The following is a 26,393-nucleotide window of genomic DNA, read 5'->3' as shown; positions in this document are numbered from 1 at the left end:
ACACTTCCTTTTATTTAAGTGTATGACTGTACTAAAGGTTCTAAAACATTTGATTTAATATTCAACTAACCTGCCCTGTTAGTTCAATAAGAAAAAAGAGTTGCCTAAGCAACCCATGATCTTCTACTAAAGCACTCGTTAGTTTAAGTGCATTATTTCACAATCGTTATTTGGAATAAGAAAAGCGAGCTTCTATGACAAAGATTCGACCATCATGTTTGACAGCCGAATCATTAATTAATATTCAGGATGATTGTGTCGCTTACATCCAAATAGGTAGCAAGCTCCAGTACGATAAGTTTCAAATTCTAATTTAGGAACATATCCAGATGTAATAAGATTTATCATATCTTTATACTGATTATTCTCGTCCATTAACTTTTCAATTAACTCTTTCTTATCCGTTTCCGTCCAATTTTCTTCTACCTCTTCTTTTTTAACGTCTTCTATTACTTCTTCCTTCTCTTCAATGGCTTCTTGTATAACCTGATTCATAAGTGAGAAATTGTTAGTTTTAAATAGAGCATAAACAAATCTACGGACCCAATAAGAACCTTTACCGTAATCTTTATATCCCTTTTCAAACCAATGAATCGCTTCATTAAAACAATTCACTTCAACATATAAGTCAGCAACATCAATTTCTCCTGCAAAATCATCCGCTTCCTCATTAAACGCATCCAACTTCTCTTTAGCTTCTGTTATTCGCCCTATGTCAATTAAACATTTTACATGGTTATACATTGCATTGTCTGAATCTCCTGCTGCTCGCAAGAAAAACTCTGAAGCATCTTCCAACTCTCCAAGATTAAAATAAGCTACAGCTAAATTGAGATGTGCTTCATTGGATGGTTGAATCGAAATGGACTTTCGCAATGCTTCTTTAGCTTCCTTCCATTGTTCTTGTCTAATGTAAATTTCCCCTAGAATGTTATAAGGAAAGTATGAGGATGGATTCATCTTAACAGCCTCGTTTATTAATTCAAGGGCTTTATCATCATCCTCTTCCTCATAAAGGTACATCCAAGCGAGATTATTTAAGGATTGTACGTCTCTGGATTCGAGAACTGCTTGTTGAAACAGTTCCATCGCTTCCTCATATTCATTTTGTTCAAACATTTCAATTGCCTTCTGATTAGTGTTCAAATATGTACCTCCAAAGTAAGTTAATAATAAATAGATTAATTTCCACATTTCAACTATTCTGCACCTTTAGTTGAACAAGAAAGAAGAGCCGTCTAAGCAGCTCAACGATCTTCAAGTAAAGCACCCGTTAGCCATCCATGAAGCTATGTTTCACCTCAAAATATGTAAGAAATTATCGTTCTTCCATGGTAGTTGAACAAAAATAATTTTTTTTAAAAATAAATACTTGTGAGAAATGAAAAAACAGCCATTGAACTTGGAATAGCTATTACTAATAATAATGTTTTTTTAACATTGGATATTTCGTTAAATCTCATATAAGTATCAATAATAAGTAATCCACTTACTAATTTAATTATGCCTATCAAAACTATTCTTGAAATATCCATAATATCTAAAGTATTGAATGGCTTTTGAAAATTTTCACTAGAATAAATACTCGTCATCCCGAATATGGCTATCATTACAAAGAAATACATAAAAATTTTCATATAGGTTTTCATACAATCTCCCACTCTTAATAAAACTTAGAAATAAAACATACGTCATCCCATTTTAATCGTTATTACATCGAATACGCTATATGAAAATACTTCCTTATCTTTATTCAACTAAACTGCCGCGTTAGTTTAAGTGTAATATTTCACATTGTATCGCCGAAATCTTCTTGATGTTTTGGCGTAAAAATAGACCCTCAAAATGAACTGACCCAATAAAGTTAGACAAATAATTTAGGCTGCTTCTAAGAACTGAGTTCGGTATTCTACCGGGCTCAAGTCTTTTAATTTTGCCTTCATTCGCTTGTGATTATAATACTCCATATATTCTTCTAATTCCTTTTCAAAATGCTCCATGCTCTCAAACTCTTGTAAATAAAGCAGTTCAGACTTTAATAGGCCAAAGAAATTTTCAACGACTGCGTTATCTAAACAGTTCCCTTTACGAGACATACTCTGCGTAATTTGATGTGCTTGTAATGTCTGTTGATATTTTTTCATTTGATAATGCCAGCCTTGATCAGAATGAAGGATGACTTCGTCTCCTGGCTGGAGGCGCTGAACAGCTTCGTCTAACATATCTCCTACAAGTTGATAGACCGGTCGATTCATGACTTTATATGCGATAATTTCACCGTTACATAAATCTAGAACAGGTGACAGATAACGTTTTTCTCCAAAGAGATGGAATTCGGTCACGTCTGTTACCCATTTTTGATTCATTTTCTCCGCCTTAAAATCACGTTGTAATACATTAGGAGCGATTTTCCCAACGTTTCCTTTATAAGAGCGATACTTCTTCATACGGACCTCACATTTTAAACCGATTTCATTCATTAAGCGATTGATGGTCTTCGGGTCATACCTAAATCCGTATTTCTTCAGTTCTTTCGTGATGCGGCGGTAGCCATAACGACCCTTATGTTCGTGATAAATGATCTTGATCGCTTCTTTTACTGTTTCATATTTATCTACTTGATTCAATCGTTTTTCCCAGTAGTAATAAGTACTGCGTGGAATGTCAGCGACTTGAACTAAATCCACGACTTCATAATGTTTCTTTAGTTCAAAAATTACTTGCGCTTTGATTTTGTTTGTAATTTTTCTTGTTCGTGAACTAAAGCTTTCAACTTTTTTAAGTAGGCATTCTCCATACGCAAACGTTCATTTTCAGCTCGTAGAGCTTCCATAGATCCTTCAACTGGAGTTGTTTTTTTGTCATTCGATTTGGTTTCCTTTTTCATGGATGGACGCCTCTTTTTCTTTGTTTTTAGCGCGTCCAATCCTTTTGTCTTAAGCAACTCCTCCCACTGATAAATAGTACTCGGAGAAGAAATATTAAATTTGCTTGCCGTTTCTAGAAAAGACGCACCTGTTTCGTTCATAAAATTAAGTACGTCTAGTTTAAACCCAGATGAGTAGCTTGTATAGCCTTTCTTAAACCCTTTTTCACCCTGTGCTTCAAATAATTTCACCCAAGTAATGACTTGAGATTTAGCTACGCCAATGCTTTCTGCAATAGTTTGATAGCTTTCGTTTCCAGTTAAATAGCGTTCCACCGCTTGTAATTTAACTTCTACTGTATATTTAGACATAAAAACACCCCGTAAATGTTAGTTGGTGTCTAACATTTACGGGGCAGTTCAAAATGATGGTCATGTTTAACTAAGCACCCGTTAGCCATCCATGAAGCCCTGCTTCACCGCAGAATATGCAAGAAAATTACGTTCTTCCATGGTAGTTGAACAAGGATTAAGGTTTGGTTTCCTCTTCAAAATTTTACATATTGTTTTAAATAAAGAACATAATATTAAGTAATAAATAATTAATTTAACTCTAACAGAAAATATTTGTTGAGTTAAATTTTATGATAGGAGGTAAAAGCGGTGGGCATAAAATTTATCTCAACAATAATGAGTATACTTGTTTATTTAGTATTTACTGATGAAATTTGGGTGTACCATCAGTATCCAGATAAAGAAATTACATTTGCAATGGAATCTAAGAAAGAACCCTCAGAAAAGGAACTTCTTGAAAACACTTGTAATTTAACTAATCAAATAAAGAATGAACTAACAGAAGAAAATTATGAAATAACCGGTATCGGAATAAATTACCAATACAATGGAATTAATATTAAAGTAAGTGGTACCCAGCAATATGTTGAGAGTATTGAAAAAAACATTAAGAAGGTCGTATATAATCTGGCTCAACAAACAATTTTTAAAGATTATTCAATTGAAGTGTATAATGAAATCCTATCTACACCTGTTGAAAATCCATGGTTTGAAAAAGAACGGTGAGCCACCTCAGTTGCTCACCGTTCTTTTACTAAAGCACCCGTTAGCTTAATAATATTGCTTTTGATTAATGTCGTTTTTAGAAATTATGTCGTTTTTTTACATTTGTAAATTCACTACTATTAATTTTGTTCCAAATTTTTAATGCACTTGGATAACAATTGTTAATCGAGTGTACTTTTCTCACCGAAAACATTTTATCAAAGACCTCATGTATCACTACAGCTAATTTTTCAACAGATGTTGCAGTTGGTAATAGCAATACAATGCGACTTATTTCTGGTTCATCTTCATCCTCAGATGTGTAACGTAAAAGGTGCTTTGGGTCCCAATCATTAATTACTTCTTTTACAATTTGGTAGTGGTTCATAATATCCCTCTTTTAAATTGTATTTTTAGTGATTTATTCTACACCCTTATTCAGCTAACCTGACCAGTTAGTTCAAGAAAAAGTGCCACCCCCAGACTTGAAGTAAAGCACCTTTTTTGTTGAATAATTTACATATATTAACTTATTCAACACAATCGTAAAAAAACCTGTTTATTCAACTAAACTGCTGCGTTAATTAAATAAGAAAAAAGGCTTTACCCCTTCTTGAAGTAAAGCACCCGTTAGTTTAAGTGAAATGTTTCACAATATCTTTTCATGGATATACACTTGAAATTATTATCGTCTCTGCCGAATCGTCATTTCTTCCCACGAATAATTTGGTATGGTTGCAATCCATAACGTATCTCCCATGGTATCCACATCCCAAACAATGAAATCCCTATCATCAAACACTTTTTCAGATTTTCTTTCATCTTTAGTGTTGATGGAATAAATAGCTTCATCTCTATGTGTGATTCCGAATAATTTTTCCCCTTTTTTAATTAGTCTAACTACTATTTCATCAACTTGAATTTTACTCCAATTTTCCTCTTGAAGATTTCGGGTCCAAATTCCACTTTGTGTGGTAATGAATAGCCTATTATTAATCACTTTAATATCCTCAGGTATATCATTACTATTCGGCATGGTTATCTCGTTCCACCCATCATTTGTCTTTTGCAAAATCTTCCTTTCTTCTGTGAGTCCTACTAAATCACCATTATCCGATATTTGAACCACTAAAAATGGTTTAGGAACGATAGCTTGTTCCCAACTCTTCCCTTGATTGGTTGTATAATAAATATTTCCATTTGATAGCACAGCTATATGATTGTTGATTGAATGATCGATGTTCTCAATCATATGGTCTAATGAAAGAATTTTCGTTCCTTTACTTTTTGATGTAATACCTGCCCATAGTTCTTTTTCCCTTGCTGCATATACTTGATCATTCCTATCAAACCACGCGTGTGTTACATAATTATTAGCTTGGAGTTCTGTCCATGTTTCTCCATTGTTCTGGCTCCATTCAATAAAAGGTTGCTTGGTTGTACTAAATTGTGTTGGCTTTTTGTCTCCCCATACCACTAAATTATTGTTTCCAGCAACAACCCCCGTAATCGCCATCCCTTTTTTTGTTACGTTATCGGTGCCCATACGTTTGGATATTAATCCTCCGCCGTATGGTAATTTATGAATAGCACTCACCACATCTCCGTTTAGAGCATTGAATGAAATTCGAGTAAAACGATTATCTCGATCATTTCCAACCACTGTTAGAATGGGCCTACCATCGATATTATCAAGTGTAAAATGATATCCGGTTGCCCAACCTTTTCCTTGTTTTAGTCCGTATTTATCCTTTGCTAGTTGGAGAACATCAGAGCTATCCAACTTAATCTCATCGTAGGGTATTGTTGGACCCGGAGTTTGCTTACTCGGTCTAAACACGGTAATTTTCTTTTCTGAGATACCAATTAGCACATAATCTTCTGTATCTGGAACTATAAAGATCATAAACCATTTAAAGCGTTTTCCTGTTCCTCCTCTCGAGCCTCCCATCGTTTCATCCACACTGTTTACACTTGTAAGTGTTGCGTTTACATTCCATTCTTTCGCTCTCTGGAATCCAATGTCAATCGCTTCTTTTAGCGTAATTTCACCATCTGAAGCGATTGTTTCACGACCAATCAAATTTACAAAAACTAAAAAAATAACTAACAAACATAAGACTTTTTTTATGAAACTCAAAATTACCACCATCCCATAACTAAATAAGCACATTAATCACAGGATTAATGTGCTTATTTATGATGGAGTAAATACTTCGTTATATTCCCTCTTAGATCCAATAAAACAAACACAATACTCCTTTTATCAGAGAATCCTTCTTCAACTAACCTGCTGCGTTAGTTGAATTAGAGTAGTGTTAAACTTTTGGTTTATTTTTCTACTTAATTGGCGGATTCTTCATAATCATTATAATGAATCTACGGTTTTGATTTGAATCCCAGTTTTCGGCTTATTATGATCCTCTTCAAAATGAGGTTGAAAATACGATGATAACTGTTGTTTTATTTCTAACTGAATGGGTAACTGAGTTATTCCTTTTGAAATATATACCTCCCCAACATTATCCCCATCTACAAAGAAACAAAGATTACCTTGATACAATGAATTGACAGATATAAATTGTATTTTCACTCTATCCTCATTATTTAAAGAGTGAAAATTAATTGAGTGAACCAGTGTGTATGCACCAGTTAAATACAAAGTATCAACTAATTGAAGATCTGTATTAATTATGTCTAGCTCAACATCCCTTAAATCATTTTTCATTATTTCTCCACCTTTCTGAAAAAAAGAACTGCCTAATATATAGACTCGTTATACTTTTTATGTTCTTCCCTCATAATTTCAATAGCTTTTTCAACAGTTAGTGTATCGTTCTTCACCCAATTCTTCCCGATTGAACAAAACCAGTTGTCCTTAAAATAATTTTAAGTATCAGAAAAGGAAAATCCTTCTTCAACTAAACTGCTTCGTTAGTTCAATAAGAAAAAGAGTTACCTCTGGCAACCCCATGATTTTTTACTAAAGCACCCGTTTGCTCAATAAGAATTACTCATTTGAATTAATATTTTTCACTTTCCAATCATCGTATTCTCCCCAAGCTATATACGCTATACCTATTAATAAGGATAAAAGACTAAACGTACTTAAAGTATTCCCAACATAACTTAACATTGCTTCATATAACGAGTTATCCCAACTAACAACGCCCGAACCAAAGATTGAAGCACTAATATATTTTGCCGATATTAAAAATGCTGATATTGCTATAAAAGCAACTCCAGTTCCCCGTTTATTCATTTTAAATCCCTCCGACCTTAAATATATTTTACCATAAAAAACCATTATTTATTTTGAAAAAACCCGCTGCTTTAGTTGCATAAGAAAAAAGAGCAGTCTAAGCAGCTTAACGATCTTTCACTAAAGCACTCGTTAGCTTAAGTACATTAGTTCACAAAGACTCTTTATAAGTAACAAGAAAAGGTGCCAACAAAGAACCAATTATAAAAATAAAAGTAGCTATGCCAAGTGTCACAAGCCCATTGCTAAAAGGAGACAGAAAAAAACCGAAGGAGAGCATTGGAAGAATAGTAAAAGAGACAAAAATTAACGTGCTTGGCATTGTTATCTTATGTGTTGTATCGCATTCGTTACATTTAATAGGTTTATAATTTAGCCAGAAGGATTCATAGATTTTACCCCAACTAAAATGTGCATTGCATTTCTCGCATTTTTGCAAAGCTAATAACCTCCATTATAATATCTGAACTTTCTAAGGCGTTGATTTATTATCCTGCCGTGTTAATCCAATAAGAAAAAAGGCTTTATCCTTTCTTGAAGTAAAGCACTCGTTAGTGGAATAAGAACCTTTTAAAAATAATAAAAGGACTACCCAGTTATGAGCAGTCCTTTTCAATATTTGTATATGTTTATTAGAAATAGGGTTTAACTGTATCTTCAACTTTCTCGAATAGTAAATGATCCACAGGTTAATATTACAAGGATTTATATTTAATTATACTTTCACGGATAGATATAGGCTTTCTTCCAATCAATTTTTCTAAATCATCGGAGGTATTTCCTTCATTTCCATTTGCTATTGAATTGTAAAGAGCAATTTGAAAATGAGCAAAACCTTCAGGAACGCCAGAATTAACCATTCTCTCTAGAGCTTCAGAGTCTGACATAGAATGATGAGTTACGTTTTTTCCTGAAACATCCGAAAGAATGTTAGCAAGTTCATCATAATTCCAAGTTTCAGATGATGCTAATTCATAAACTTTATCTTCATGTCCTTCTTCAGCCAGAACGGTTGCTGCTGCTAAAGCAAGGTCACTTCGTTCTACTGTATTGACTTTACCTTTTCCAGCAGAAGTCATGATTACTCCACTATCAATAAACGATTGAAGGCTCTCATTAACAAACACTTCTTGATAAAAAGCATTTCTTAAAATCGTAGTCGAAAGACCTGAAGCACGAAGAGTATATTCAGTTGCTGAATGAACATCTCCAAGTGGAGGAAATGCCCCCTTATCAACAGCAGCAAAACTTGTATAAAGAAGGTGTTTTACTCCTGCTTTTTTAGCTGCCTCTATGGCATCAACGTGTTTGCGAATACGTACTACAGAGTCGTCTTGCGGTGTTGATATTAGAAGTAACTTAGAAGCTCCAGCAAATGATTTTTCAAGAGATGTAGGGTCATCATAATCCCCGTAACGAACTTCAATTCCTTGGTCAGCAAATTTAGATGCTTTTTCAACGTTTCGAACGCTAACAGCGATTTGATTTGCAGGTACTTTTTCAAGTAAATGTTGGACGATAATTTGTCCTAATTCTCCCGTTGCCCCAGTAATTACGATTTTTGACATAAATAAGTCATCTCCTATTTTTATTATTTCATGGTTGAAATATCAAGCATAATCCTACAATATAATAGTAGACGTTTTTTTGTAAGTAGGCACATTTTTATAACATAGTCACAAAAATAGTACCATTAAGAAGGAGAGGTATTTATCATGGCACGATCATTGTTTCAAGGTGAACCGCCGGAGGAACAAATAGAGGTTTGTCCGGTTACAGATACTCAAAACATAATTGCGGGAAAGTGGAAAGTTATTATTCTATGGCATTTAAGTAAACAGACAAGAAGATTTGGTGAACTTCAAAGGTTGGCACCTGGTATATCAAAAGGAATATTAACACGTCAGTTAAGAGAATTGGAAGATGATCGAATGATTCACAGGGAAGTATATAAAGAAGTTCCTCCAAAAGTAGAATACTCGCTAACACCTCTAGGGCAAAGCTTTATTCCTATACTGGATAGTATGGGAGAGTGGGGTAAGAATCTAAATAATTATTAAAAAGCTAAAGCCTATACTGGTCTTTAGCTTTTTGAATTGATGCTATTCAACTAAACTGCTGCGTTAGTTTAATAAGAAAAAGGGCTTTACTCCTTCTTGAAGTAAAGCACTCGTTAGTTGAAGATGAATATTTTAACCTTTACTAACAAACTCATAAATTTCTTCGACTGAATTACTGGATAATACATAAATCGTGTGTGTGTCTTTTGTGTTCATTATTGTCCCAGAATCTTCAGTAATCCAAAGAAAATAGGATTCTTCACCGATACTAAATTGATATTGGGGATTTGTCATATTGACAATACCCGACTCTTTCTTTGAATCACTTACTGCTTTTGTGAAAATTTCTATTTCTTCTGTTTCTTTTAGTTCTAAGGAATTCGCTTTAGTGGTAGTTACTGTTTCAGAACTGCTTTCATTTTCAACTTCACTTAATTCTTTTTCTTGTTCTTGCGAACAACCAGCTAATATGAATCCAAATGCGATAAATAAAACAAATAATTTTTTCATTATTATCCCTCCTCTGAAATTAGACTTTAATTTATAAATTAAGTTACAAATCCTTATTCAACTAAACTGCTGCGTTAGTTCAATAAGAAAATAGAGCTACCTAAGTAATCCCATCATCTTTCACTAAAGCACCCGTTAGCCACCCATGAAGCCCTTCTTCACCACAAAATATGCAAGAAAATTACGTTCTTCCATGGTAGTTGAATAAGAAAGAGTTACGTTTAAAACTTATCTTCAGTTTGTTTTCTAGTATTATAACCAATAACTATTCCTATGATCATAATCATAAGCCCTTGTTGGTCCCAATCTTTCAAAATAAAGCTAAGACCTATCCAACCTATGACTGCCCCTAAAATTGCCAAGAACAAATACTTCAAATATATTCCTCCCTCTCTCTGTATAACGATATAATGTGGGATGGTTAAAAATCTCGGTTTCTTATTATAAATTCTTAATAGCTTATTCAACTAAACTGCGTTTTTAGTTGAATAAGAAAAATGAGCTGTCTAAACAGCTCAATGATCTTCAAGTAAAGCACCTCGTTAGTTTAAGAAGATTTTTTTTCTTCTTTCTTCCGTTTCCTCCTGTAAAAAAAACGCCATATATAAAAGATAGTCCAAAACACTAATAAAGGAATATACTGATAATTCCGTTCACCATAATATATAATGATGATTCCTATAATAATCGTTGGTACAGCCAAATAAACCCACATTCTTACTTCCTTGTTTTTAAAACTTAATTCAAATCGTTCACTCATACACTCCACCCCGTTTATAGCTTTCTTAAACTAACCTGCTTCGTTAGTTGAATAAGCAACTAGAAGATTCGACCATAATACCTCATTCAATTACTAATAGACTCACCAAAGTGAAGTCATTATAAATAAACCAATAGCCCCGACAAATAAATAGGAATATCCAAGTATAGTACTATACCTATTTTTAATTTTCTTGAAAAGTAAATAATAAAGCCCAAACCCAATAATAATTATTATTAATACTAGTCCCATAATATTAAATAGCATCATTTAAAACCACACCACCCTAATTTATTTTTTTCTTCTTTTATTTGTTCCATCCTGTGGTCCTCCTGGCTTCTTTCAAGAATATTATTCTACAATAGAGACGACAAATCCTTATTGAACTAACCTACTTCGTTAGGTTAAGTACATTTTTTCACAATTTTGTACGCTCTAATTTCCAGTAAACCAAATCTAAAAATCATCAATAAATGCATTCAGTAAAAGAAGTAAAATCCCTAAAACAACACAAATATTTACAATGACTACACCTATTTTGTTATCATTTTTATCGTCTTTATCGTCTTTATCTCCTCTATTCTGTTGTTTTATCTTTCTATATACACCTTGAACCTTTTTTTGCTTTTGGATTTTATCTTGTTTGTTTTGGCTCATTCCTTTCTCCTCCTAAACTATAACGATGCTAATATCATCTGTTTAGTAACTACTTCTACGTTCTTACTAAAGAAACCTCTTGTTCAACTAAACTGCTTCGTTAGTTCAATAAGAAAAAATGCTTTTCCCCTTCTTGAAGTAAAGCACGCGTTAGTTGAATAAGGAAATCAATCCCCATCTTCCCGTCCTCTCTTTTTCTATATCAAAATTCATCTTCCCATCACGATACATAGCAAAAGTGAACGTTAAGCTAATTATTATCATAAATATCAAAAACTAGGGAATTATATGATTATCTTATAAAACTGGAGGTAATACATTGAAAATAATACTACTGACAATAGTTGTCTTATCCAATTTTCTTTTCCTGTCATTGGCACCTTCCGAGACTTCATCCCAAAGAACAGCAGCTTCTGAAACCTCTTCTGCTAAGTTAGAGTACCCAGATAATCAAAGTAAATCTTTTATTGAAGAAGATAAATTTTATAACGAATTAGATAAAAATATTTACGAAGAGTATAAAAATGCTGCATTTAGCATGAGGAAAAAAATCTCCTTTAATGAAGTACCAGATGCAGAACTAACATTTAAAATGAAAACCAAACTCGGTGGAGAAAAAATGAATCCTACAAACTCGCTTCATATTCATCCCAATCGACAAGTATATTTTATGGCATCTTTTCACCAAAATGAAAAAGAAGAATGGCATAAATATGTAGTGATTGATGCTGAAACCAAAAAAGTACTTCTTGGTGGAAATCATTATCATTTGTACTGGAATCCTTACAAATAATCAAACTAAACCACCATAGAACTTGGTGGTTTTTATATTGCTTCTCAGCATTAACTATCTCATATTAAGAAATATTTGCTTGGGATAAGTTAATTTTTTCTAAACAAAATAAACATTAAAAGGTGGTGTGGTAATGAAGAAATTTTATGCAACATTTGTTTTACTTTTATGCTCCTTAATTTTGGGCTTATCTGTTTCTGCCCAAGAATTAAAGTCGTCCGAAGTGCTTACTTACCATGGTGAAGATGAAAATTGGGTGGGTAAATTTACAATTGGAATTTCGGAAGAGGGAGTAACAAGACAAGGTTATCTAAAGTATAAAGGGGAAGATGTTGTTTCTGTCGGGCAAGTTTCAGTTACGTTTGAAACAATTTTCAGTAAATCATCAAGTAAAAGTCTATTAGCAGGTTTGGATTCACCTGATTCACCTATAGGAGAAAAAGGTACTGTTTCAACTCTAGGTAAATCAGGGAATGCTCATCCATGGTCTAAAGTAGAAGCTGTTAGAGTGTATGTAGAATGGGATGGGAAAGCCGAAATGTTTTTTTTATACAAATAATAAAAATTGCATGTATTGTCGGCAGGTGTCATCAATTAACTCCATTTTATTATTACAAATACAATATTCCCCCTACTGTCACTGAAAATACTATCAATTATTTCACCATATAAAAAGTTGGATTACTTTTTTCACTAACCTGCTGCGTTAGTTCAATAAGAAAAAAAGGGTTGCCTAAGCAACCCATGATCTTTAACTAAAGCACCCGTTTGTTGAAGAACAAAATTTCCAATTCAAATCAATAATCAATTGAATTAGCTATATCTACCAAGGTTTCAGGAGTAACTTTATCTGATACGCGTTTACTAATATTCAGCATATATTGCCAATCATCTCTCTCGAAAACAAGCACATTAAATCCTGAAATTGTCATATAATTGGCTACAATCCCATTCTTTAATTCAAAGGTTTTTAACGCGTATTTCTCACTTATAGGAATTCTATTCTTTATCGGTCGAACATAAATTTTATAATGATTTTCAGATAACTTCTCATTAATAAACATCACTTCAAATGAGTCATTAATGTCTCCATCTAAATCACTAAACATACCAAAATGATGAGTAAAGCTAATCGGTGGAACTCTAAGCGGAAGCTTAAGTTTTTGTTTGAAATGTTGTTCAAAATCGTCCAATGCATCTTCCACAGTTTTGTAACCTATTTTAGGATATATTTCTTCATAAGGTTCAGGCTTATCGTTAGCAGTTGCATATATGGTCAAGAAAAACAACAAACAAAATGAAATCAACAAAAGTGAAATAGATCTGGTCATTTTCTATCACCTCAATGTATTTTAGGTGTAGTATTCCCAGCTTCATTAAAATTATCAAATTGACATTGCTCGTTAAACTAAACTGCTTCTGTTGAAGTAGAAAAAGGCTTTACTCGTTACTGAAGTAAAGCACCCGTTAGTTGCACAAAATATTATCCATTTAAAACTAAATTAGCTTTTTGGATAGGAATTTCTGTCTCTAAATAGTATTCTTCAGCCTTCCAGTACCTTTGGTTTAACTTTTCCATACCCCTTTGAGCTTCTTTACTTTCACGTAGAAACCTATCATCCCTTGGACAATCCAAAAATACGATATAATCGAAGAAATTTCTCCACTCTTTACGTTGAAGAAAGACCCCTTCTATTATGATCACACAAGCATTAGGAAGTTGTATGTTTCGAATGCTTTGTGTATCAGATTCTTTATCGTAGAATGGAATTCTTATCGGACTAGATTTCTTGATTTTATCAAAAAAGTTTTGACTCAACCAGTCAATATCCCATTGAAGATTATAATACTCGTACCATTGTTCAAACCCTGTATCGTAACGTTTTTTTCTCTCTACAATGTGGTCGTCTATATGAAAAATATGAAAAGGGATATTCATTTCTTTCAAGTGAGCACTTAGCTTATTACCAAGGATTGTCTTTCCAGATCGGCTTAATCCATCTACACCCAAAATAAAACGATTACCTGTTTCAATCTCTTGAATCCGCTTTAAGAGAATCATTATATTTTCTTCCAATTTACAAACATCTCCTCCAAATTTAATACTCTTTTTAAATATACAGTTAAGATGTGAAATTAAATATTTCACTAAACTGCCGCGTTAGTTTAATAAAAAAAACACGTTACTCATTCTTGAAGTAAAGCACACCGTTAGTTGAATTTGAACTAAAAACACTACTATCTTTCAGAGGAATTATGAAATTAATTAGAGAGTGAATGAATTTTTAATACCCAAGCAATAATACGCCATCGTTTAGAAACATATACTGTCTTCTTTTTCTTTTTTACACTATCGTAAATTTGCAAAGCGGCTGTTTCTGGAGAAGCAACCCAAAACATTTTATCTTTATCACCTTTAGCCATATTCGTATCAACGAACCCACATTTAACATCGGTTACTAAAACGTTTACCTTCTGCATCTTTAACTTTTGGCGAATACTGATTAGATAATTAGCAACAAAGGTTTTTGAAGCATTGTAAGCAGGTGCAGTAGGATTCGCCATTAAAGCTCCAATTGACGATATCCCTACTATGTGTCCAGAATTTTTTGATACAAAATATTTATAAGCAACATTAGAGATTGCTACAAATCCTGAAACATTTACATCGATTGTCTCTTTTTCAAAATCTAAGTTCAAATAAGGGTTGAGATGCCCCACACCAGAGCTAATAATAATTAAATCCATACCTTCCATCTCTTCAATAAGTTCTTCTAGTAGGTTCTTCGCTTCATTAATGTGTGAAACATCGATACATTTGATAAATGATTTATGTGGTAAATTTTTTTGAAGTGCAAGTAGATTATCTGTTCTTCTAGCAACTAATCCAACTATATACCCCTCATTTGATAAAACCTTTGCAAGTTCTTCACCAATTCCAGAACTTGCACCAATGACTATTGCCTTTTTCAATATTGTCATCCCTTTTCTCCTAAAAAAAGTCGTAGTAATACCTTTCTATATTCTTCCTAACGAGATGATATTCCTTATTCAACTAAACTGCTATGTTAGTTGAACAAGAAAAAAGAGCCGTCTATGCAGCTCATTGATCTTGAACTAAAGCACTCGTTAGCTCAATAAGAAATTATTTAGAGAATGTATCAGCTACCAAGTTACTAAATTCTTTTAAATAATAAAGATAATTTTTCCCGTCAATTCCCTCATAGTTATATCTTTTGTTATACATCTTTGCAACAACAACATTATATTCAGGTATTACTAATAAAGTTGAACCTGTTACCCCTATTATTTGAAAAGCACCTTTAGGCACTCGATCCCCAATCTCACTTCTTGATGATGGAGTTCCTTGAACATACCAAAACGCACCATTCAATGGGGATTCTTCATTTTTATATACAGGGCTTTGAACTTGTGTTGCAACTTCAATTACTTCTTTTGGAACAATTTGTTTTCCATTTATATTTCCTTTTCTTAAATGAAGATTTCCCCAATATGCAAATTCTCTAGCAGAGACATAAAGGTTAGACTCAGTTCCATCATTTGAATTGCCCAGTTTAGATGTTGCCTCTTCTTTAGGATTAACAATTACTTTAACTAATTTTTCATTTTCTTTTGTTTGCCAAGCTGTTTCCTTATAACCTAAAGGTAAAAAGATTCTTTCATGTAACAATTCAGGAATACTTTGGTTGTATAATCGTTTAATTAGTTGGGTCATCATTAACACATTTATCCCTCTGTACGCCCACCCTTTACCTGGGTTAAACTCTCTATAAACCGTTCCATTTTCATCCTCATTTAAACCATGCGAATGAGTAATTAAATTTCTAATGGTCGTTCTACCGAGTAATTGTTTATCAAATTCTTCAAAGTAATTTACTGCATAGTCATCAAGACTTTTAATTTTATCTTCATGGATTGCATATGCAACAGCTAGCCCTAAATAACTTTTTCTCGCTGATGCAACATTAAACTGTGAGAATTGAGTAATAGGCAATGAACCTTCTGTATTAGAGTGGCTTCCACTGTAATGCTCTAATACTATTTTATCATCCTTAAGTATAATCACTGCTGATGCAGAGGAGTGATTTCGATCCTTTATATCTTCAACCCATGAAATTAATTTTTAATACCTATTATCCAACTTTTTGTTCTCCTTCCTTCTAGTTCTTTAATTAGATTCAACAAAAAGAAAATTAAACCTTCTTGAAGTAAAGCACTCATTAGTTGAATAAGGAATAGCAGTTTAATGGTATCGAAACCAAACAAACCATCCTTTTTCCTTACTTTTAGCTAAAAATAATTGACCTTGGGCTAAGTCAGCTCCAGGTGCTTTGGGGAAATCTAAACGTACAAGCCATGACTTTTCAGCAATTTCTTTGCCACAAAAGGTTTTAGCCATTCCAAAATAGCCTTCTTCTATTTTATTACCAACTGTTTTAGGAAAAGGTTTGGCAGTTACTACATTCCACTTAGTATATAGGTCAGGTAAATCCTCTAATCCAGTTCCATAAGTTTTTGGTATTAAAGTATTTAACGCTTCTATTACCTCTTTTTTATCCTTAAGCGATATTTTCTCTAATTCACTTAATACAGGACAATTTTTAGGCTGTGCATAAGCTTCAAATGACACCAAAGTAAATAAAGATATGATTAAAATCAGTACATACATTTTTTTCAAGATAAATTCACCTCTTTTCTAATCTTCCCAAATTAGAAAGAGGTATCCATCCATCTTAAAGTAACCTGCCCTGTTAGTTGAACAAGAAATGCTTTACTCTAATTGAAGTAAAGCACTCGTTAGCTTAAGAAGGTTGATATTATAAATATTTCCATTCGTGTTCCAAGACACTATACAAAAATGAATATCGATAGCCGTATTTAATCAACAAATCTTTACGAATTTTACCTTCTTTCATCGTCGTCTAATTCCTTTTCAATTTCTTCATCACTTATCGATACTATCTCCTCTTTAACTCCATACTTCTTTATTATTATTTGACCTACCTCTGACTTATTAATGGCATCCTTTACTGCTGCAAAAATTACTACGTACAAAATAATTAAACCAACAATCCATAGAAATATAGTTCCCCAAATCATTTTTCTCCCCCCAATTTAATGTGTTTCTAACTGAACTAACTTGCTGCGTTAATTCAAGAAAAAAGTGCCACCCCCAGACTGAAAGTAAGCACCCCTTTTGTTGAATAATTTACATATATTAACTTATTCAACACAATCATAAAAAAACCTTCTTCTTCAACTAAACTGCACCGTTAGTTCAATAAGAAAAAAGAGCCGTCTTAGCAGCTTAATAAAGCACCACGTTAGTTGAAGATCGTACCTATTATTCCCCAGGCATAATTCCTATCACCTCTAAAGTGTTCGGGTCAACAAATACAATTGGTGCAGCGATGGCATCTTCGATAGTTACTGTAAAAATCTCTTTGCCTTTATATGATTTATCAATATTTTTATAAATGTCATCAACGGTTATTTTTTTCACTGTTGCATTTTCCCAGTCGCTTCTTGAGTATGGTTCAGGATTCCAATCTTGCTCTTCAATATAATTCAATACCACATCTCTAATCTCGGTATCAGTGTTATTATTTTCTACTTCATTACCCTCAACTTCATTGTTTATACAACCTGTTACAATTAGCGAAACGGAAATAAGCATAAAAATCAAGATTTGTTTTATTTTCAAAACATAACCCCCTTTCTACAATAAGTCGTTATGGATAGTTATTTTGTTACTCCAGTTTTTATTCAACTAAACTGCTGCTTTAGTTCAATAAGAAAAAAGGCTTCATTCCTTCTTGAAGTAAAGCACCCGTTAGTGAAAAAGGTATTACTTCTCTATTCGCACCAAAGTTTTTTCAGGTAATTCAATCAAATCAACGTTTAATTTATCTATCCTCAAAGTTATGTCACCTACTCGTTTGTCCTTTTCCTCGCCAACCCAACAACTATACAGTTCAAAATAATCACCTTTTTCAAGATAACTATCCATAATTTCACATAATGCAATTAGCTTCTTTTTTGATTCAGCACATGTTATTTGATTCATATTTTCTGAAATCTCAATTCCCCAATCACTCGATACTTCATATACAAAAGGTGTGGTAAATTGATATTTTTGTACATCTTGTTTGTTGTACTTATTTGAAAAACAATCTCCAATGTAAATAAAATTATTTTCTTCATCATTACTGAGTGGGACTTCTACGTTACAACCAATATAGCTTGCTAAACTCATATTTAATCACCTACTTTTCTATATTCCTTATTGAACTAAACTGCTCCGTTAGTTGAACAAGAAGTTTAATTTTCGACTGTTTTTATATCGAATTTCAAATGGTCTAAAGCCCAAATATCTTCATCAGTATTAGAGAAGACAGTTATCTCAAGTTTCTGACCAATGCTATATCTCTTTACATTAACAACAGGTATTTCATATACATTTCCGTCTTGTCTACCTTCAATACCCTTATTATATTCTTTAATAACTAACATTTCTTCTTCAACAAGTATCTCCTCTACTGTTCCTGTGAAAGCAAATTTCTCTTGATAATCAGAACAGCCAGCAATAAATAAAAAAAATAATAATAAAAAACTTATTCTGATTTTATTTTTCACATTAACACCCCTTGAAAAATTAGATGCATAATACTTACTAAAGTTTCAGATTCTTATTCAACTAACCTGCTGCGTTAGTTTAAGTGTAACATTTCACAATGGCTCACTAAAATCTACCTAATGTTTTGGACGTAAAAATAGACCACCGAAATATGAACTGCCCCGTAAATGTTAGACACCAACTAACATTTACGGGGTGTTTTTATGTCTAAATATACAGTAGAAGTTAAATTACAAGCGGTGGAACGCTATTTAACTGGAAACGAAAGCTATCAAACTATTGCAGAAAGCATTGGCGTAGCTAAATCTCAAGTCATTACTTGGGTGAAATTATTTGAAGCACAGGGTGAAAAAGGGTTTAAGAAAGGCTATACAAGCTACTCATCTGGGTTTAAACTAGACGTACTTAATTTTATGAACGAAACAGGTGCGTCTTTTCTAGAAACGGCAAGCAAATTTAATATTTCTTCTCCGAGTACTATTTATCAGTGGGAGGAGTTGCTTAAGACAAAAGGATTGGACGCGCTAAAAACAAAGAAAAAGAGGCGTCCATCCATGAAAAAGGAAACCAAATCGAATGACAAAAAAACAACTCCAGATGAAGGATCTATGGAAGCTCTACGAGCTGAAAATGAACGTTTGCGTATGGAGAATGCCTACTTAAAAAAGTTGAAAGCTTTAGTTCACGAACAAGAAAAATTACAAACAAAATTAAAGCGCAAGTAATTTTTGAACTAAAGAAACATTATGAAGTCGTGGATTTAGTTCAAGTCGCTGACATTCCACGCAGTACTTATTACTACTGGGAAAAACGATTGAATAATTGTACCATCTTCATTCAGTTTAGTTACCGTAATGGAAGAAGGGTTTTTATCAACTTCAAATTTTAATGTATCACCTTTATCGACTTCTATTGTTTCGAAAAGTTCAGCTAATTCATTTATATCGGGAATACTTTTTGTACTAATTTCAATGTTGTCTTCTTTCCACTCGTAATCACCTGACATCATTGTATATTGTTCCCCACCCACGATCACTTTGCCTTCTGGTTGACTAATAGTACCGTTTGGAAATCCATTACAGCCTGTTAAAATTACAGTAATTAACATGATTAAAATTATTTTCTTCATTTCAATACTCCCCTTTGATAGATTTTTATTTTCGCCCCGCCTTTCACACTTTTCTTCAACTCTTCTGCCCCGTCAGTTCAATAAAACTGTACCAGCTATTTAAATTTGTTTATGGGTTTTAGAGTTATTTTTTCTGTTAAATCTAATTTCGCCCTTTAAGATTATCCTAAAGGTCACATAGTATTATAGATTGTTAATTTTATTTAATTGTTGCTCTACATTCCAATTTTCATTGGGTTTCCTGCTCTTTGAAAACCATTGACTTCCATTTTGTAACCATTTACCTCTCCACTGCTCATATACAACTTTTTTATCTTGAACATCATCATCATCAAATCCAAAATGAAAACCACAACAAGGGCAGATTTCGTCTGAAGCCCCCCCTTTTTCATCATATGGTGGGTCATAAAGTTCATTAAATCCACAAATCAGACATATATTTTCCATAGAACTTCCTCCTTAACTTTTCCAGGGTTCTCGTTGCGTCTTATTATACTAAGCACCACTCGTTAGTTTAATAAGAAATCCGTTTAAATAATACTACTCTTCTTTCGATTTTCTCGAAGCCAATAATATTTTCAGAATGCTAATAATAAGCAAAACAAGTGGTATTGCCTGAATAAATATAAAACCCTTAAAAAAATCAAACATATTACTGTCAGGAGAGTCTGTAGCCATACCCCCAATAAATAAGGAAAGTGGAATGATAATTAAATTCACACCTGAACAAATTAGAAAAAATGACTTCTTTGAGTCTCCCTTAATGATTAAAAATACACCGCTACCTATAACTGCAATTAAAATCGCAAATAAAAATCCATAATAAATGTACAATACATCACCTCTTAATATTTTATAAAAAACAATCTCATTCATCTAAGTATTAACATCTTCTCAACAGAATTTTTTAGAAAAGAACAAATTCTTTCTTCAACTAACCTGCCCCTTTAGTTCAATAAGAAAAAAGGCTTCACTCCTTATTGAAGTAAAGCACTCGTTAGTTGAACAAGCACCTTCACTTCTATTACAAATTATGGTCGGACTGTCCATTACCACTAAAGGATAATCCTAATTTTCTGCATCGTATAAATATGGTACAATTAGAAAAAATAGGATCTAGGGGGGGTTAAATTGAACATTGATTTAATCTATACTCTTTTTATATTAACTTTAATATTGGTAGGTGTACTTTCTTTCACTTTGTTTCTAAGAAGGCTATTAATAAATGCAAGCTTGCGGAATTACCATTCTAAAGAGGTTCAAACTAAACTGGATAGAATCATTGATTTACTTGAAAAAGAGCGTTCATGACATTCTAGTCAATTCCTAAGCATCAATATTGATGCTTTTTTTTGTCTTAATGATACTTTCTACTACATAAATTGTCTCAAATGCGACATAAAAACTCCCCTTCTCTTATTCAACTAACCTGCTGCGTTAGTTCAATAAGAAAAAAGCTTCACTCCTTCTTGAAGTAAAGCACCCGTTAGCCATCCATGAAGCCCTGCTTCACCACAGAATATGCAAGGAAATTAAGTTCTTCCATGGTAGTTCAAGAAGAAGTAAATACTAATTAGATATACTCATACTTTTATTTCTTACAAAATCGAGTATCCAGAAATTAATGAATGTAATTATTGGAATGAAAAACATCAATACTCCTATACCTAAACTACTAAATAATCCTTCTGTCTGTTTATGATATGTTTGAACGTCTAACTTGTAAAGTAGGATTGTTGCTATTGACAAAATAAGTGTATTTATACCAAATGCAACTAACCTTGCTTGCCACTTCTTTTTCAATAACCAAATAGAAGTTAGCGTAGAAGCGAGTAAAGAAAACACCAAAATAATGATAAACATTATATTCAAAACCATCCCCCCTAATTTAAGTAACCTGTTGCGTTAGTACAATAAGAAAAAAGGCTGTACTCCTTCTTGAAGTAAAGCACCCGTTAGCTTAAGTACATTTATTCACAAACTTGTTTTTAATAGTAATGCGAAGCATAAATAAGCATCGCTCAAATTAATTTTCCAATATATGAATTTTAATTTTTTGTTAAAATTGCGTTTTCTAAATTTATTTTATTCTCATAAATCCAGAAGAACATTTCTTTATTGATTTTATAAATTTCCTTATTATTCGTAAAATAAGCCATAAATATTGTTTGAATACAAAGCATCACATACCATATAGACTTTAGTTCCTTTGTCGATAATAAACTGTATTGATTATATTCAGACACTAAATCTCCAACAAATTTTATCCAACTTTCCCTTGAATTTTCCTTGAAGAAAACTTCGCTTAAAACACTTGTTGAGCAATAACAAATATCAAAAATATTAACATTTACCTCTGCTATTTCAAAATCAATAACGCCTGTTAATATCTCATCCTTAAATACAATATTATGTATATGACTATCCCTGTGTATTAGCTGTTTCGTTAAAGAATCAACTACAGTTTTAATTTCTTTTTCTAACTGTTGATATACTTTTAATAGCTTTTCGGAACCGTCCATCTTTTCAATTTCTTTTACCGCAAAACCATAAACCATATGGAATAAGTCTTTATTAGGAAACTCATTAGCAAAGTTTATTGAGTTCATTGTATTATTTAGTACTGCAATAGTTCTACCTAGTAGTTTTGGTGCTATTGGATTTTGTAAACTTTCGGAAGCACTAAAGGTTTCACCATCAAGATAATTGTATATACAATAGTAATCACCTTTGTAAGAAACAATCCAACTTCCGAGTTTATCCGATATTGGAAATTGAGCCTGAAACCCGTTGTCTTTAAGATGTTTTAGCAATTTTAATTCACTTTCAAATTGGGTTAAACTAGCCTTTTTCTTCAGTATAAACTTCTCTTCATCATCAGAAATAATAAGCGTTGCTCGTTCTGAAAGTCCTTTATAATCCTTAATATTTATTCCCCAACTTGAGGAAATATTTCTTATATTTATAAGTTCCATAATTGTTCCTCCACCAAAGTGTTAATAATTATATATTCTCCTTTGAACGTGTAATATCCTCCAATATGATGGAACTTCTTATTGCACTAAACTGCTGCTTTAGTTCAATAAGAAAAAAGGCTTTACTCCTTCTTGAAGTAAAGCACCACGTTAGTTGAATAAGGTCTTTAGTTTTTTGTGTCACTAAAGCACAATATATTAAATATTAATTTTTGTTGAACACTCTTTACAGATAAACTTACCTTCAAGATTTAAATAAGCTTTGATTTCAGTAAATCCTTTTCGCTTCGGGTATCGAATTTGGACAAACACTTCTTCATCGTCCCTGATTTCTTTATTACACTTCATACATTTTGGAATTATTAGTACCATCTTATTATCTCCTATCTTTTAATACCGCTACTTCTCTACTCAATACGGTTGAAATAAATAGAAGTTTCAATTTATATAAAATTTACCACTTAAAAACAACGAAAGTTCATTCCTGCTTATTCAACTAAACTGCTGCGTTAGTTCAATAAGAAAAGGCTACCTATACAGGTAGCCACTTGTCTAGCTAAAGCACCCGTTAGCTTAATAAGTGCCTGCTGCTAGCCATGCGATGCTCCACATAATAAGAGTAAACGATATTGTAAGCCAAACAGTATTAACCGTAGTTTTTTCTTCGTGTTTTACCTTTTTCAATATAGAAACCAAATTCAAACAAAATATAATGCAAAGGATAGGCATTAAAAACAATCCTATGAATGCAGATGAATAAGTCATATTCTCACTCCTTTGTAGTTGTTTATCATTGTTCAACTAAACTGCGTCTTTAGTTGAATAACGATAAAGAGCCGTCTATGCAGCTCATTGATCATTTCTAATGCTTCCGTTAATTCAATAAGCAGAAAAATTTATCAATTGAAACCCAAAGATAACGGGTAATATAAAGATCAAAAATAGCCCAGTAAACGAGAAGTTTATAAATCTTTTTCTATCTAAACCAACTCTTAATTCCCATAGTCCCAGACATACTAAATACAAACCTAACAACATACTAATTATTGGTAATATCATCATATAAATACCCATATTATTTCCCCCTTTAAGAATCACTTTTTTATATGTATCTCATTGAACTGACATAGTCCCTTTACTTTACGTTTAACATGAATGGAAGTTCCAATATTAAGTGAATAATCCAATTTAAACTAACGAAGTCCATTTCTGCTTATTCAACTAAACTGCCCCGTTAGTTCAATAAGAAAAAAGAGCTGCCTAAGTAACTCAATCATCTTTAACTACGCACTCGTTAGTTGAATAAGTTTGAAATGGCCAGATAGTGTCACTTTTAGTTAACAAAGATAATATATTCATTTATGAAAATAAATTATAGAAATTCTCTATGATTTTTTTTGCTCTTTAGCGTAATTATTTTTTATTTCAGAGTATTTTAGTGTTGCGTTTTAAAGTAAAATATATTACTCTTTAAAGTAATAAATGGTTGGAGGGAGAAAAATGAATATTATCAAACAAAAGGATTCCATCTTAGATATTTACCAATATGAAAAAGACTTTAAAAGAATGTTGAAAGGCTTTATAAATGCAGCTTCTTTTGAGGAGCAAAATGTCCAGTTCGAAAAGCTGAACCATCATCGACTTGCTTATCAGGCGTCAGAAAACGAAGCGAGGATTCATTACTTTGGAGATACGGTAAATGATGAATACAATAAACAGCATGCCTTTTTCCAAGAGTTGGAGTCACGCTGGCTATGGATGTCAGGGGAATACTACAGAGAGATTTTGAACGCAAAATTTAGGGAACAGCTTGAAAGCCAGTGGGGCAATCAGCTATTCAAAATAGCAGAAATTAAGCTGAAAACCTATTCTGATGAAGTGCAAGAAGATATCAGGATGGAAAATCGCCTTGTATCCGAGTATCAGGAGCTGTTGGGAAAAGCGGTCATTCCTTTCAATGGAAAAGAGCTGAGATTCAGTACCTTGGCTCTATATCTGGGCTCACCTGATCGTGAGGTTCGAAAAGCAGCCTTTGAAGCAAAATCGGGCTACTTCAAACAGCATGCCTCCGATTTTGAACGAATCCTTGATGAACTGGTTAAGACACGCAACCGAATCGCGAAAACGTTAGGTTATTCGTCCTTTGTGGAACTTGGCTATGACCGAATGCATAGAACAGGACATACGCCCAACGACCTCGTTCAATATCGCAAGCAAGTGAAAGAGCATGGGGGGCAATTCATTTCTGTTCTTAGAAAGAAACAGCTGAACCGTATTGGCGTTTCCAAACTGAAGTATTATGATGAGAGATATTTCTTCAAGAACGGTTCGCCCTCGCCTATAGGGGCACATCAGGAAATATTAGAGGTTTATCGGGCTATTTTCCGTGAACTGTCTCCTGAAACGGGTGCATTTTTTGATGAACTGATGGAAAAAGGGAATTTTGATGTGGAATCACGTACAAACAAAATGGGTGGGGCATTCGCGTCGTATAGCGGTCCGGAAGTTGCTTCGTTTATCTTCGCGAATTTCAACGGCACATCCAATGATGTCAGGGTTTTTGCACATGAGGCGGGCCATGCATTTCAGTTTTATATGAGCCGTCACTCCAATATCCATGAGTACATTATTCCGTATGATTCGTGTGAGGTATTTTCATTCACGATGGAACGGTTTGTCTGGCCTTGGATGGAACTGTTTTTTGGGGAAGATACGCAGAAGTACCAGTTTTCCAACCTGACCGAAGCATTTATTCATATGCCGGTTGTATCAGTTGTTGATGAATTCGAGCACTTCCTGTATGAATTCCCGACAGCCACCATGCAAGTTCGGAAGCAAAAGTGGAGAGAGTTGGAGCACGAGTACTTGCCGGAAAGGGACTATGATGGCAATGAATTTTTAGGGCAAGGCACAGGGTTTTATGAAATAGAGCATCTGTTCACTTCGCCTTTTTATTACATGGACTATGATTTGGCCCATTTTGCTGCAGTCCAGCTATGGATCAAACAGAAAGATGACCCAAAATCTGCTTGGGAAAGCTTCCTGAAAATGTGCAAACAAGGGGGACGGCTCCCATACCCTGAGCTTTTGAAGAGTGCAAATCTGGAGTCTCCTTTTGAAGATGGAAGCATGGAGAGGCTTCTTGAAAAGGTCAAAAGCTGGATCGATCAGGTGGATGACCGTTCATTTTAATAGCAAGTCTATGGGTAGCCGAAATTACATTTTCGGCTACTTGTTTTATGTGGTAGCTGATATCGATTATTTCATCCTCCTATTCAATTAACCTGCTTCGTTAATTTAATAGGAAAAAGAGTTGCCTAAGCACCCCCCACGATCTTGAACTAAAGCACCACGTTAGCACAATAAGAAAAGCCTTCGAAATCACTAATTACTCTCTTTACTTTTCTTATAAAAGTTTGATACCACCCCTAATATAATTCCGATTACAATTAAGGGTATAGAAAATGTTGAATATGGCTCAGGAGTATCCGCAATCCCAATTGTCTGATTAAAAGAAAATCCAACTGACATTAGCAATATTCCTAAATAAAATAAGATTTTTCCAATCTTGTTATAGCTTTTCAATAAAAACACCCCTTACATTTCTCATTCTTATATAACCATCTTAAACTAAACTGCTGCGTTAGTTTAATAAGAAAAAGAG

35 protein-coding genes are annotated in these 26,393 nt (G+C 33.3%); 7 read left to right on the top strand and 28 right to left on the bottom strand.

The annotated features are described in order from the left end of the window. Positions 1-237: 237 nt before the first annotated feature. From MHH81_RS08925 to MHH81_RS08915, 3 genes are all read right to left on the bottom strand, one after another. Entirely contained in the window at positions 238-1,146 is a 909-nt protein-coding gene (locus MHH81_RS08925; RefSeq protein WP_340920243.1) for a tetratricopeptide repeat protein, read from the bottom strand. Positions 1,147-1,358: 212 nt separating this feature from the next. After that, entirely contained in the window at positions 1,359-1,649 is a 291-nt protein-coding gene (locus tag MHH81_RS08920; RefSeq protein ID WP_340920241.1) for a hypothetical protein, read from the bottom strand. A gap of 228 nt (positions 1,650-1,877) precedes the next feature. After that, a protein-coding gene (locus MHH81_RS08915) for an IS3 family transposase (protein ID WP_340920239.1) occupies positions 1,878-3,238 on the bottom strand; the annotation gives its coding sequence in 2 pieces (ribosomal slippage) (positions 1,878-2,782 and positions 2,782-3,238; 1,362 coding nt in all). Positions 3,239-3,529: 291 nt separating this feature from the next. Between MHH81_RS08915 and MHH81_RS08910 the strand changes: the two genes are divergently transcribed. Continuing rightward, the gene (locus MHH81_RS08910) at positions 3,530-3,946 is read left to right on the top strand and encodes a hypothetical protein (RefSeq protein WP_340920236.1); all 417 of its coding nucleotides are present in this window, start codon (positions 3,530-3,532) and stop codon (positions 3,944-3,946) included. A 76-nt stretch (positions 3,947-4,022) separates the two neighbouring features. Here the strand turns inward: MHH81_RS08910 and MHH81_RS08905 are convergent, their stop codons facing one another. From MHH81_RS08905 to MHH81_RS08885, 6 genes are all read right to left on the bottom strand, one after another. Beyond that, positions 4,023-4,313 carry a hypothetical protein gene (locus MHH81_RS08905; protein ID WP_340920234.1) on the bottom strand — a complete coding sequence of 97 codons (291 nt, stop codon included), beginning with the start codon at positions 4,311-4,313 and terminating at the stop codon, positions 4,023-4,025. A gap of 297 nt (positions 4,314-4,610) precedes the next feature. Then, positions 4,611-6,065, bottom strand: a complete 1,455-nt coding sequence (locus tag MHH81_RS08900; protein WP_340920231.1) for a WD40/YVTN/BNR-like repeat-containing protein — start codon at positions 6,063-6,065, stop codon at positions 4,611-4,613. A 228-nt stretch (positions 6,066-6,293) separates the two neighbouring features. Next, positions 6,294-6,653 (bottom strand): hypothetical protein, encoded by a 360-nt coding sequence (locus MHH81_RS08895; RefSeq protein ID WP_340920228.1) that lies wholly within the window; start codon positions 6,651-6,653, stop codon positions 6,294-6,296. 282 nt (positions 6,654-6,935) lie between these two features. Next, positions 6,936-7,187 (bottom strand): hypothetical protein, encoded by a 252-nt coding sequence (locus MHH81_RS08890; RefSeq protein WP_340920226.1) that lies wholly within the window; start codon positions 7,185-7,187, stop codon positions 6,936-6,938. Positions 7,188-7,338: 151 nt separating this feature from the next. Further along, positions 7,339-7,626, bottom strand: coding sequence for a TIGR04104 family putative zinc finger protein (locus MHH81_RS21320; RefSeq protein ID WP_445678083.1), 288 nt, complete (start codon positions 7,624-7,626; stop codon positions 7,339-7,341). A gap of 256 nt (positions 7,627-7,882) precedes the next feature. Continuing rightward, positions 7,883-8,755, bottom strand: coding sequence for an SDR family oxidoreductase (locus MHH81_RS08885; protein ID WP_340920224.1), 873 nt, complete (start codon positions 8,753-8,755; stop codon positions 7,883-7,885). A gap of 147 nt (positions 8,756-8,902) precedes the next feature. On the opposite strand from MHH81_RS08885, the gene MHH81_RS08880 reads away from it, so the two are divergent. Next, entirely contained in the window at positions 8,903-9,247 is a 345-nt protein-coding gene (locus tag MHH81_RS08880) for a winged helix-turn-helix transcriptional regulator (protein ID WP_340920221.1), read from the top strand. 132 nt (positions 9,248-9,379) lie between these two features. Here the strand turns inward: MHH81_RS08880 and MHH81_RS08875 are convergent, their stop codons facing one another. The 5 genes from MHH81_RS08875 to MHH81_RS08855 form a co-directional block, all read right to left on the bottom strand. Continuing rightward, positions 9,380-9,757, bottom strand: a complete 378-nt coding sequence (locus MHH81_RS08875; protein ID WP_340920219.1) for a hypothetical protein — start codon at positions 9,755-9,757, stop codon at positions 9,380-9,382. Positions 9,758-9,978: 221 nt separating this feature from the next. After that, entirely contained in the window at positions 9,979-10,134 is a 156-nt protein-coding gene (locus MHH81_RS08870; protein WP_340920217.1) for a hypothetical protein, read from the bottom strand. 170 nt (positions 10,135-10,304) lie between these two features. Continuing rightward, complete coding sequence (locus tag MHH81_RS08865; protein WP_340920214.1) at positions 10,305-10,517, bottom strand: hypothetical protein; 213 nt, start codon at positions 10,515-10,517, stop codon at positions 10,305-10,307. A gap of 102 nt (positions 10,518-10,619) precedes the next feature. Next, positions 10,620-10,787: a hypothetical protein gene (locus MHH81_RS08860; protein WP_340920212.1), complete on the bottom strand. Its 168-nt coding sequence runs from the start codon at positions 10,785-10,787 to the stop codon at positions 10,620-10,622. Positions 10,788-10,973: 186 nt separating this feature from the next. Continuing rightward, a complete protein-coding gene (locus MHH81_RS08855) occupies positions 10,974-11,174 on the bottom strand; it encodes a hypothetical protein (RefSeq protein ID WP_340920210.1) in 201 nt (66 codons plus the stop codon). A gap of 367 nt (positions 11,175-11,541) precedes the next feature. Here MHH81_RS08855 and MHH81_RS08850 point away from each other — a divergent pair, with 367 nt between their 5' ends. Together MHH81_RS08850 and MHH81_RS08845 are read left to right on the top strand one after the other, a co-directional pair. Next, entirely contained in the window at positions 11,542-11,967 is a 426-nt protein-coding gene (locus MHH81_RS08850; RefSeq protein WP_340925198.1) for a hypothetical protein, read from the top strand. A 133-nt stretch (positions 11,968-12,100) separates the two neighbouring features. Beyond that, positions 12,101-12,526: a hypothetical protein gene (locus MHH81_RS08845; RefSeq protein ID WP_340920208.1), complete on the top strand. Its 426-nt coding sequence runs from the start codon at positions 12,101-12,103 to the stop codon at positions 12,524-12,526. Positions 12,527-12,764: 238 nt separating this feature from the next. On the opposite strand, the gene MHH81_RS08840 is transcribed toward MHH81_RS08845, so the two are convergent. From MHH81_RS08840 to MHH81_RS08800, 9 genes are all read right to left on the bottom strand, one after another. Beyond that, a complete protein-coding gene (locus MHH81_RS08840; protein WP_340920205.1) occupies positions 12,765-13,298 on the bottom strand; it encodes a hypothetical protein in 534 nt (177 codons plus the stop codon). 152 nt (positions 13,299-13,450) lie between these two features. Beyond that, positions 13,451-14,029 carry a kinase gene (locus MHH81_RS08835; RefSeq protein WP_340925197.1) on the bottom strand — a complete coding sequence of 193 codons (579 nt, stop codon included), beginning with the start codon at positions 14,027-14,029 and terminating at the stop codon, positions 13,451-13,453. 200 nt (positions 14,030-14,229) lie between these two features. Beyond that, on the bottom strand, positions 14,230-14,949 hold the full coding sequence (locus MHH81_RS08830; RefSeq protein ID WP_340920203.1) for an SDR family NAD(P)-dependent oxidoreductase: 720 nt from the start codon (positions 14,947-14,949) through the stop codon (positions 14,230-14,232). 163 nt (positions 14,950-15,112) lie between these two features. Beyond that, a complete protein-coding gene (locus MHH81_RS08825; protein ID WP_340925196.1) occupies positions 15,113-16,105 on the bottom strand; it encodes a serine hydrolase domain-containing protein in 993 nt (330 codons plus the stop codon). 126 nt (positions 16,106-16,231) lie between these two features. Continuing rightward, complete coding sequence (locus tag MHH81_RS08820; protein ID WP_340925195.1) at positions 16,232-16,657, bottom strand: hypothetical protein; 426 nt, start codon at positions 16,655-16,657, stop codon at positions 16,232-16,234. A gap of 233 nt (positions 16,658-16,890) precedes the next feature. Further along, positions 16,891-17,088 (bottom strand): hypothetical protein, encoded by a 198-nt coding sequence (locus MHH81_RS08815; RefSeq protein WP_340920201.1) that lies wholly within the window; start codon positions 17,086-17,088, stop codon positions 16,891-16,893. Positions 17,089-17,332: 244 nt separating this feature from the next. After that, on the bottom strand, positions 17,333-17,692 hold the full coding sequence (locus MHH81_RS08810) for a hypothetical protein (RefSeq protein WP_340920198.1): 360 nt from the start codon (positions 17,690-17,692) through the stop codon (positions 17,333-17,335). 144 nt (positions 17,693-17,836) lie between these two features. Then, positions 17,837-18,244 (bottom strand): hypothetical protein, encoded by a 408-nt coding sequence (locus MHH81_RS08805; RefSeq protein WP_340920196.1) that lies wholly within the window; start codon positions 18,242-18,244, stop codon positions 17,837-17,839. Between the two features lie 65 nt (positions 18,245-18,309). Continuing rightward, positions 18,310-18,624 carry a hypothetical protein gene (locus MHH81_RS08800; protein ID WP_340920194.1) on the bottom strand — a complete coding sequence of 105 codons (315 nt, stop codon included), beginning with the start codon at positions 18,622-18,624 and terminating at the stop codon, positions 18,310-18,312. Positions 18,625-18,828: 204 nt separating this feature from the next. Between MHH81_RS08800 and MHH81_RS08795 the strand changes: the two genes are divergently transcribed. Continuing rightward, positions 18,829-19,350: a helix-turn-helix domain-containing protein gene (locus MHH81_RS08795; RefSeq protein ID WP_340920192.1), complete on the top strand. Its 522-nt coding sequence runs from the start codon at positions 18,829-18,831 to the stop codon at positions 19,348-19,350. A 35-nt stretch (positions 19,351-19,385) separates the two neighbouring features. Here MHH81_RS08795 and MHH81_RS08790 read toward each other — a convergent pair whose 3' ends face one another. The 3 genes from MHH81_RS08790 to MHH81_RS08780 all read right to left on the bottom strand — a co-directional run bounded on the left by MHH81_RS08790 (position 19,386) and on the right by MHH81_RS08780 (position 20,588). Then, entirely contained in the window at positions 19,386-19,754 is a 369-nt protein-coding gene (locus MHH81_RS08790; RefSeq protein WP_340920190.1) for a membrane lipoprotein lipid attachment site-containing protein, read from the bottom strand. Positions 19,755-19,937: 183 nt separating this feature from the next. Then, the gene (locus MHH81_RS08785; RefSeq protein WP_340920188.1) at positions 19,938-20,201 is read right to left on the bottom strand and encodes a hypothetical protein; all 264 of its coding nucleotides are present in this window, start codon (positions 20,199-20,201) and stop codon (positions 19,938-19,940) included. A gap of 93 nt (positions 20,202-20,294) precedes the next feature. Further along, positions 20,295-20,588, bottom strand: coding sequence for a hypothetical protein (locus tag MHH81_RS08780; RefSeq protein ID WP_340920186.1), 294 nt, complete (start codon positions 20,586-20,588; stop codon positions 20,295-20,297). A gap of 297 nt (positions 20,589-20,885) precedes the next feature. Between MHH81_RS08780 and MHH81_RS08775 the strand changes: the two genes are divergently transcribed. Continuing rightward, entirely contained in the window at positions 20,886-21,065 is a 180-nt protein-coding gene (locus tag MHH81_RS08775) for a DUF4083 domain-containing protein (protein WP_340920144.1), read from the top strand. Positions 21,066-21,323: 258 nt separating this feature from the next. Here MHH81_RS08775 and MHH81_RS08770 read toward each other — a convergent pair whose 3' ends face one another. Continuing rightward, complete coding sequence (locus MHH81_RS08770) at positions 21,324-21,626, bottom strand: hypothetical protein (protein ID WP_340920183.1); 303 nt, start codon at positions 21,624-21,626, stop codon at positions 21,324-21,326. Between the two features lie 176 nt (positions 21,627-21,802). Continuing rightward, positions 21,803-22,729: a phosphotransferase enzyme family protein gene (locus MHH81_RS08765; protein ID WP_340920180.1), complete on the bottom strand. Its 927-nt coding sequence runs from the start codon at positions 22,727-22,729 to the stop codon at positions 21,803-21,805. Between the two features lie 1,500 nt (positions 22,730-24,229). On the opposite strand from MHH81_RS08765, the gene MHH81_RS08755 reads away from it, so the two are divergent. Then, a complete protein-coding gene (locus MHH81_RS08755) occupies positions 24,230-25,921 on the top strand; it encodes a M3 family oligoendopeptidase (RefSeq protein ID WP_340920176.1) in 1,692 nt (563 codons plus the stop codon). Positions 25,922-26,393: the final 472 nt, after the last annotated feature.

It is taken from the genome of Psychrobacillus sp. FSL H8-0484, from assembly GCF_038005325.1.
GTDB lineage: Bacteria > Bacillota > Bacilli > Bacillales_A > Planococcaceae > Psychrobacillus.
The sequence above is the reverse complement of the archived record's forward strand: the minus strand, read 5'-3'. Positions and strand labels throughout refer to the sequence as shown.

Excerpts from the sequence above, each read along its gene's own strand:
- MHH81_RS08920 (WP_340920241.1), bottom strand. The coding sequence starts at position 1,649 with ATGAAAACCTATATGAAAATTTTTATGTATTTCTTTGTAATGATAGCC.
- MHH81_RS08905 (WP_340920234.1), bottom strand. The coding sequence starts at position 4,313 with ATGAACCACTACCAAATTGTAAAAGAAGTAATTAATGATTGGGACCCA.
- MHH81_RS08895 (WP_340920228.1), bottom strand. The coding sequence starts at position 6,653 with ATGAAAAATGATTTAAGGGATGTTGAGCTAGACATAATTAATACAGAT.
- MHH81_RS08890 (WP_340920226.1), bottom strand. The coding sequence starts at position 7,187 with ATGAATAAACGGGGAACTGGAGTTGCTTTTATAGCAATATCAGCATTT.
- MHH81_RS08885 (WP_340920224.1), bottom strand. The coding sequence starts at position 8,755 with ATGTCAAAAATCGTAATTACTGGGGCAACGGGAGAATTAGGACAAATT.
- MHH81_RS08880 (WP_340920221.1), top strand. The coding sequence starts at position 8,903 with ATGGCACGATCATTGTTTCAAGGTGAACCGCCGGAGGAACAAATAGAG.
- MHH81_RS08875 (WP_340920219.1), bottom strand. The coding sequence starts at position 9,757 with ATGAAAAAATTATTTGTTTTATTTATCGCATTTGGATTCATATTAGCT.
- MHH81_RS08865 (WP_340920214.1), bottom strand. The coding sequence starts at position 10,517 with ATGAGTGAACGATTTGAATTAAGTTTTAAAAACAAGGAAGTAAGAATG.
- MHH81_RS08860 (WP_340920212.1), bottom strand. The coding sequence starts at position 10,787 with ATGATGCTATTTAATATTATGGGACTAGTATTAATAATAATTATTATT.
- MHH81_RS08855 (WP_340920210.1), bottom strand. The coding sequence starts at position 11,174 with ATGAGCCAAAACAAACAAGATAAAATCCAAAAGCAAAAAAAGGTTCAA.
- MHH81_RS08845 (WP_340920208.1), top strand. The coding sequence starts at position 12,101 with ATGAAGAAATTTTATGCAACATTTGTTTTACTTTTATGCTCCTTAATT.
- MHH81_RS08840 (WP_340920205.1), bottom strand. The coding sequence starts at position 13,298 with ATGACCAGATCTATTTCACTTTTGTTGATTTCATTTTGTTTGTTGTTT.
- MHH81_RS08835 (WP_340925197.1), bottom strand. The coding sequence starts at position 14,029 with ATGATTCTCTTAAAGCGGATTCAAGAGATTGAAACAGGTAATCGTTTT.
- MHH81_RS08830 (WP_340920203.1), bottom strand. The coding sequence starts at position 14,949 with ATGACAATATTGAAAAAGGCAATAGTCATTGGTGCAAGTTCTGGAATT.
- MHH81_RS08820 (WP_340925195.1), bottom strand. The coding sequence starts at position 16,657 with ATGTATGTACTGATTTTAATCATATCTTTATTTACTTTGGTGTCATTT.
- MHH81_RS08815 (WP_340920201.1), bottom strand. The coding sequence starts at position 17,088 with ATGATTTGGGGAACTATATTTCTATGGATTGTTGGTTTAATTATTTTG.
- MHH81_RS08805 (WP_340920196.1), bottom strand. The coding sequence starts at position 18,244 with ATGAGTTTAGCAAGCTATATTGGTTGTAACGTAGAAGTCCCACTCAGT.
- MHH81_RS08795 (WP_340920192.1), top strand. The coding sequence starts at position 18,829 with ATGTCTAAATATACAGTAGAAGTTAAATTACAAGCGGTGGAACGCTAT.
- MHH81_RS08790 (WP_340920190.1), bottom strand. The coding sequence starts at position 19,754 with ATGAAGAAAATAATTTTAATCATGTTAATTACTGTAATTTTAACAGGC.
- MHH81_RS08785 (WP_340920188.1), bottom strand. The coding sequence starts at position 20,201 with ATGGAAAATATATGTCTGATTTGTGGATTTAATGAACTTTATGACCCA.
- MHH81_RS08765 (WP_340920180.1), bottom strand. The coding sequence starts at position 22,729 with ATGGAACTTATAAATATAAGAAATATTTCCTCAAGTTGGGGAATAAAT.
- MHH81_RS08755 (WP_340920176.1), top strand. The coding sequence starts at position 24,230 with ATGAATATTATCAAACAAAAGGATTCCATCTTAGATATTTACCAATAT.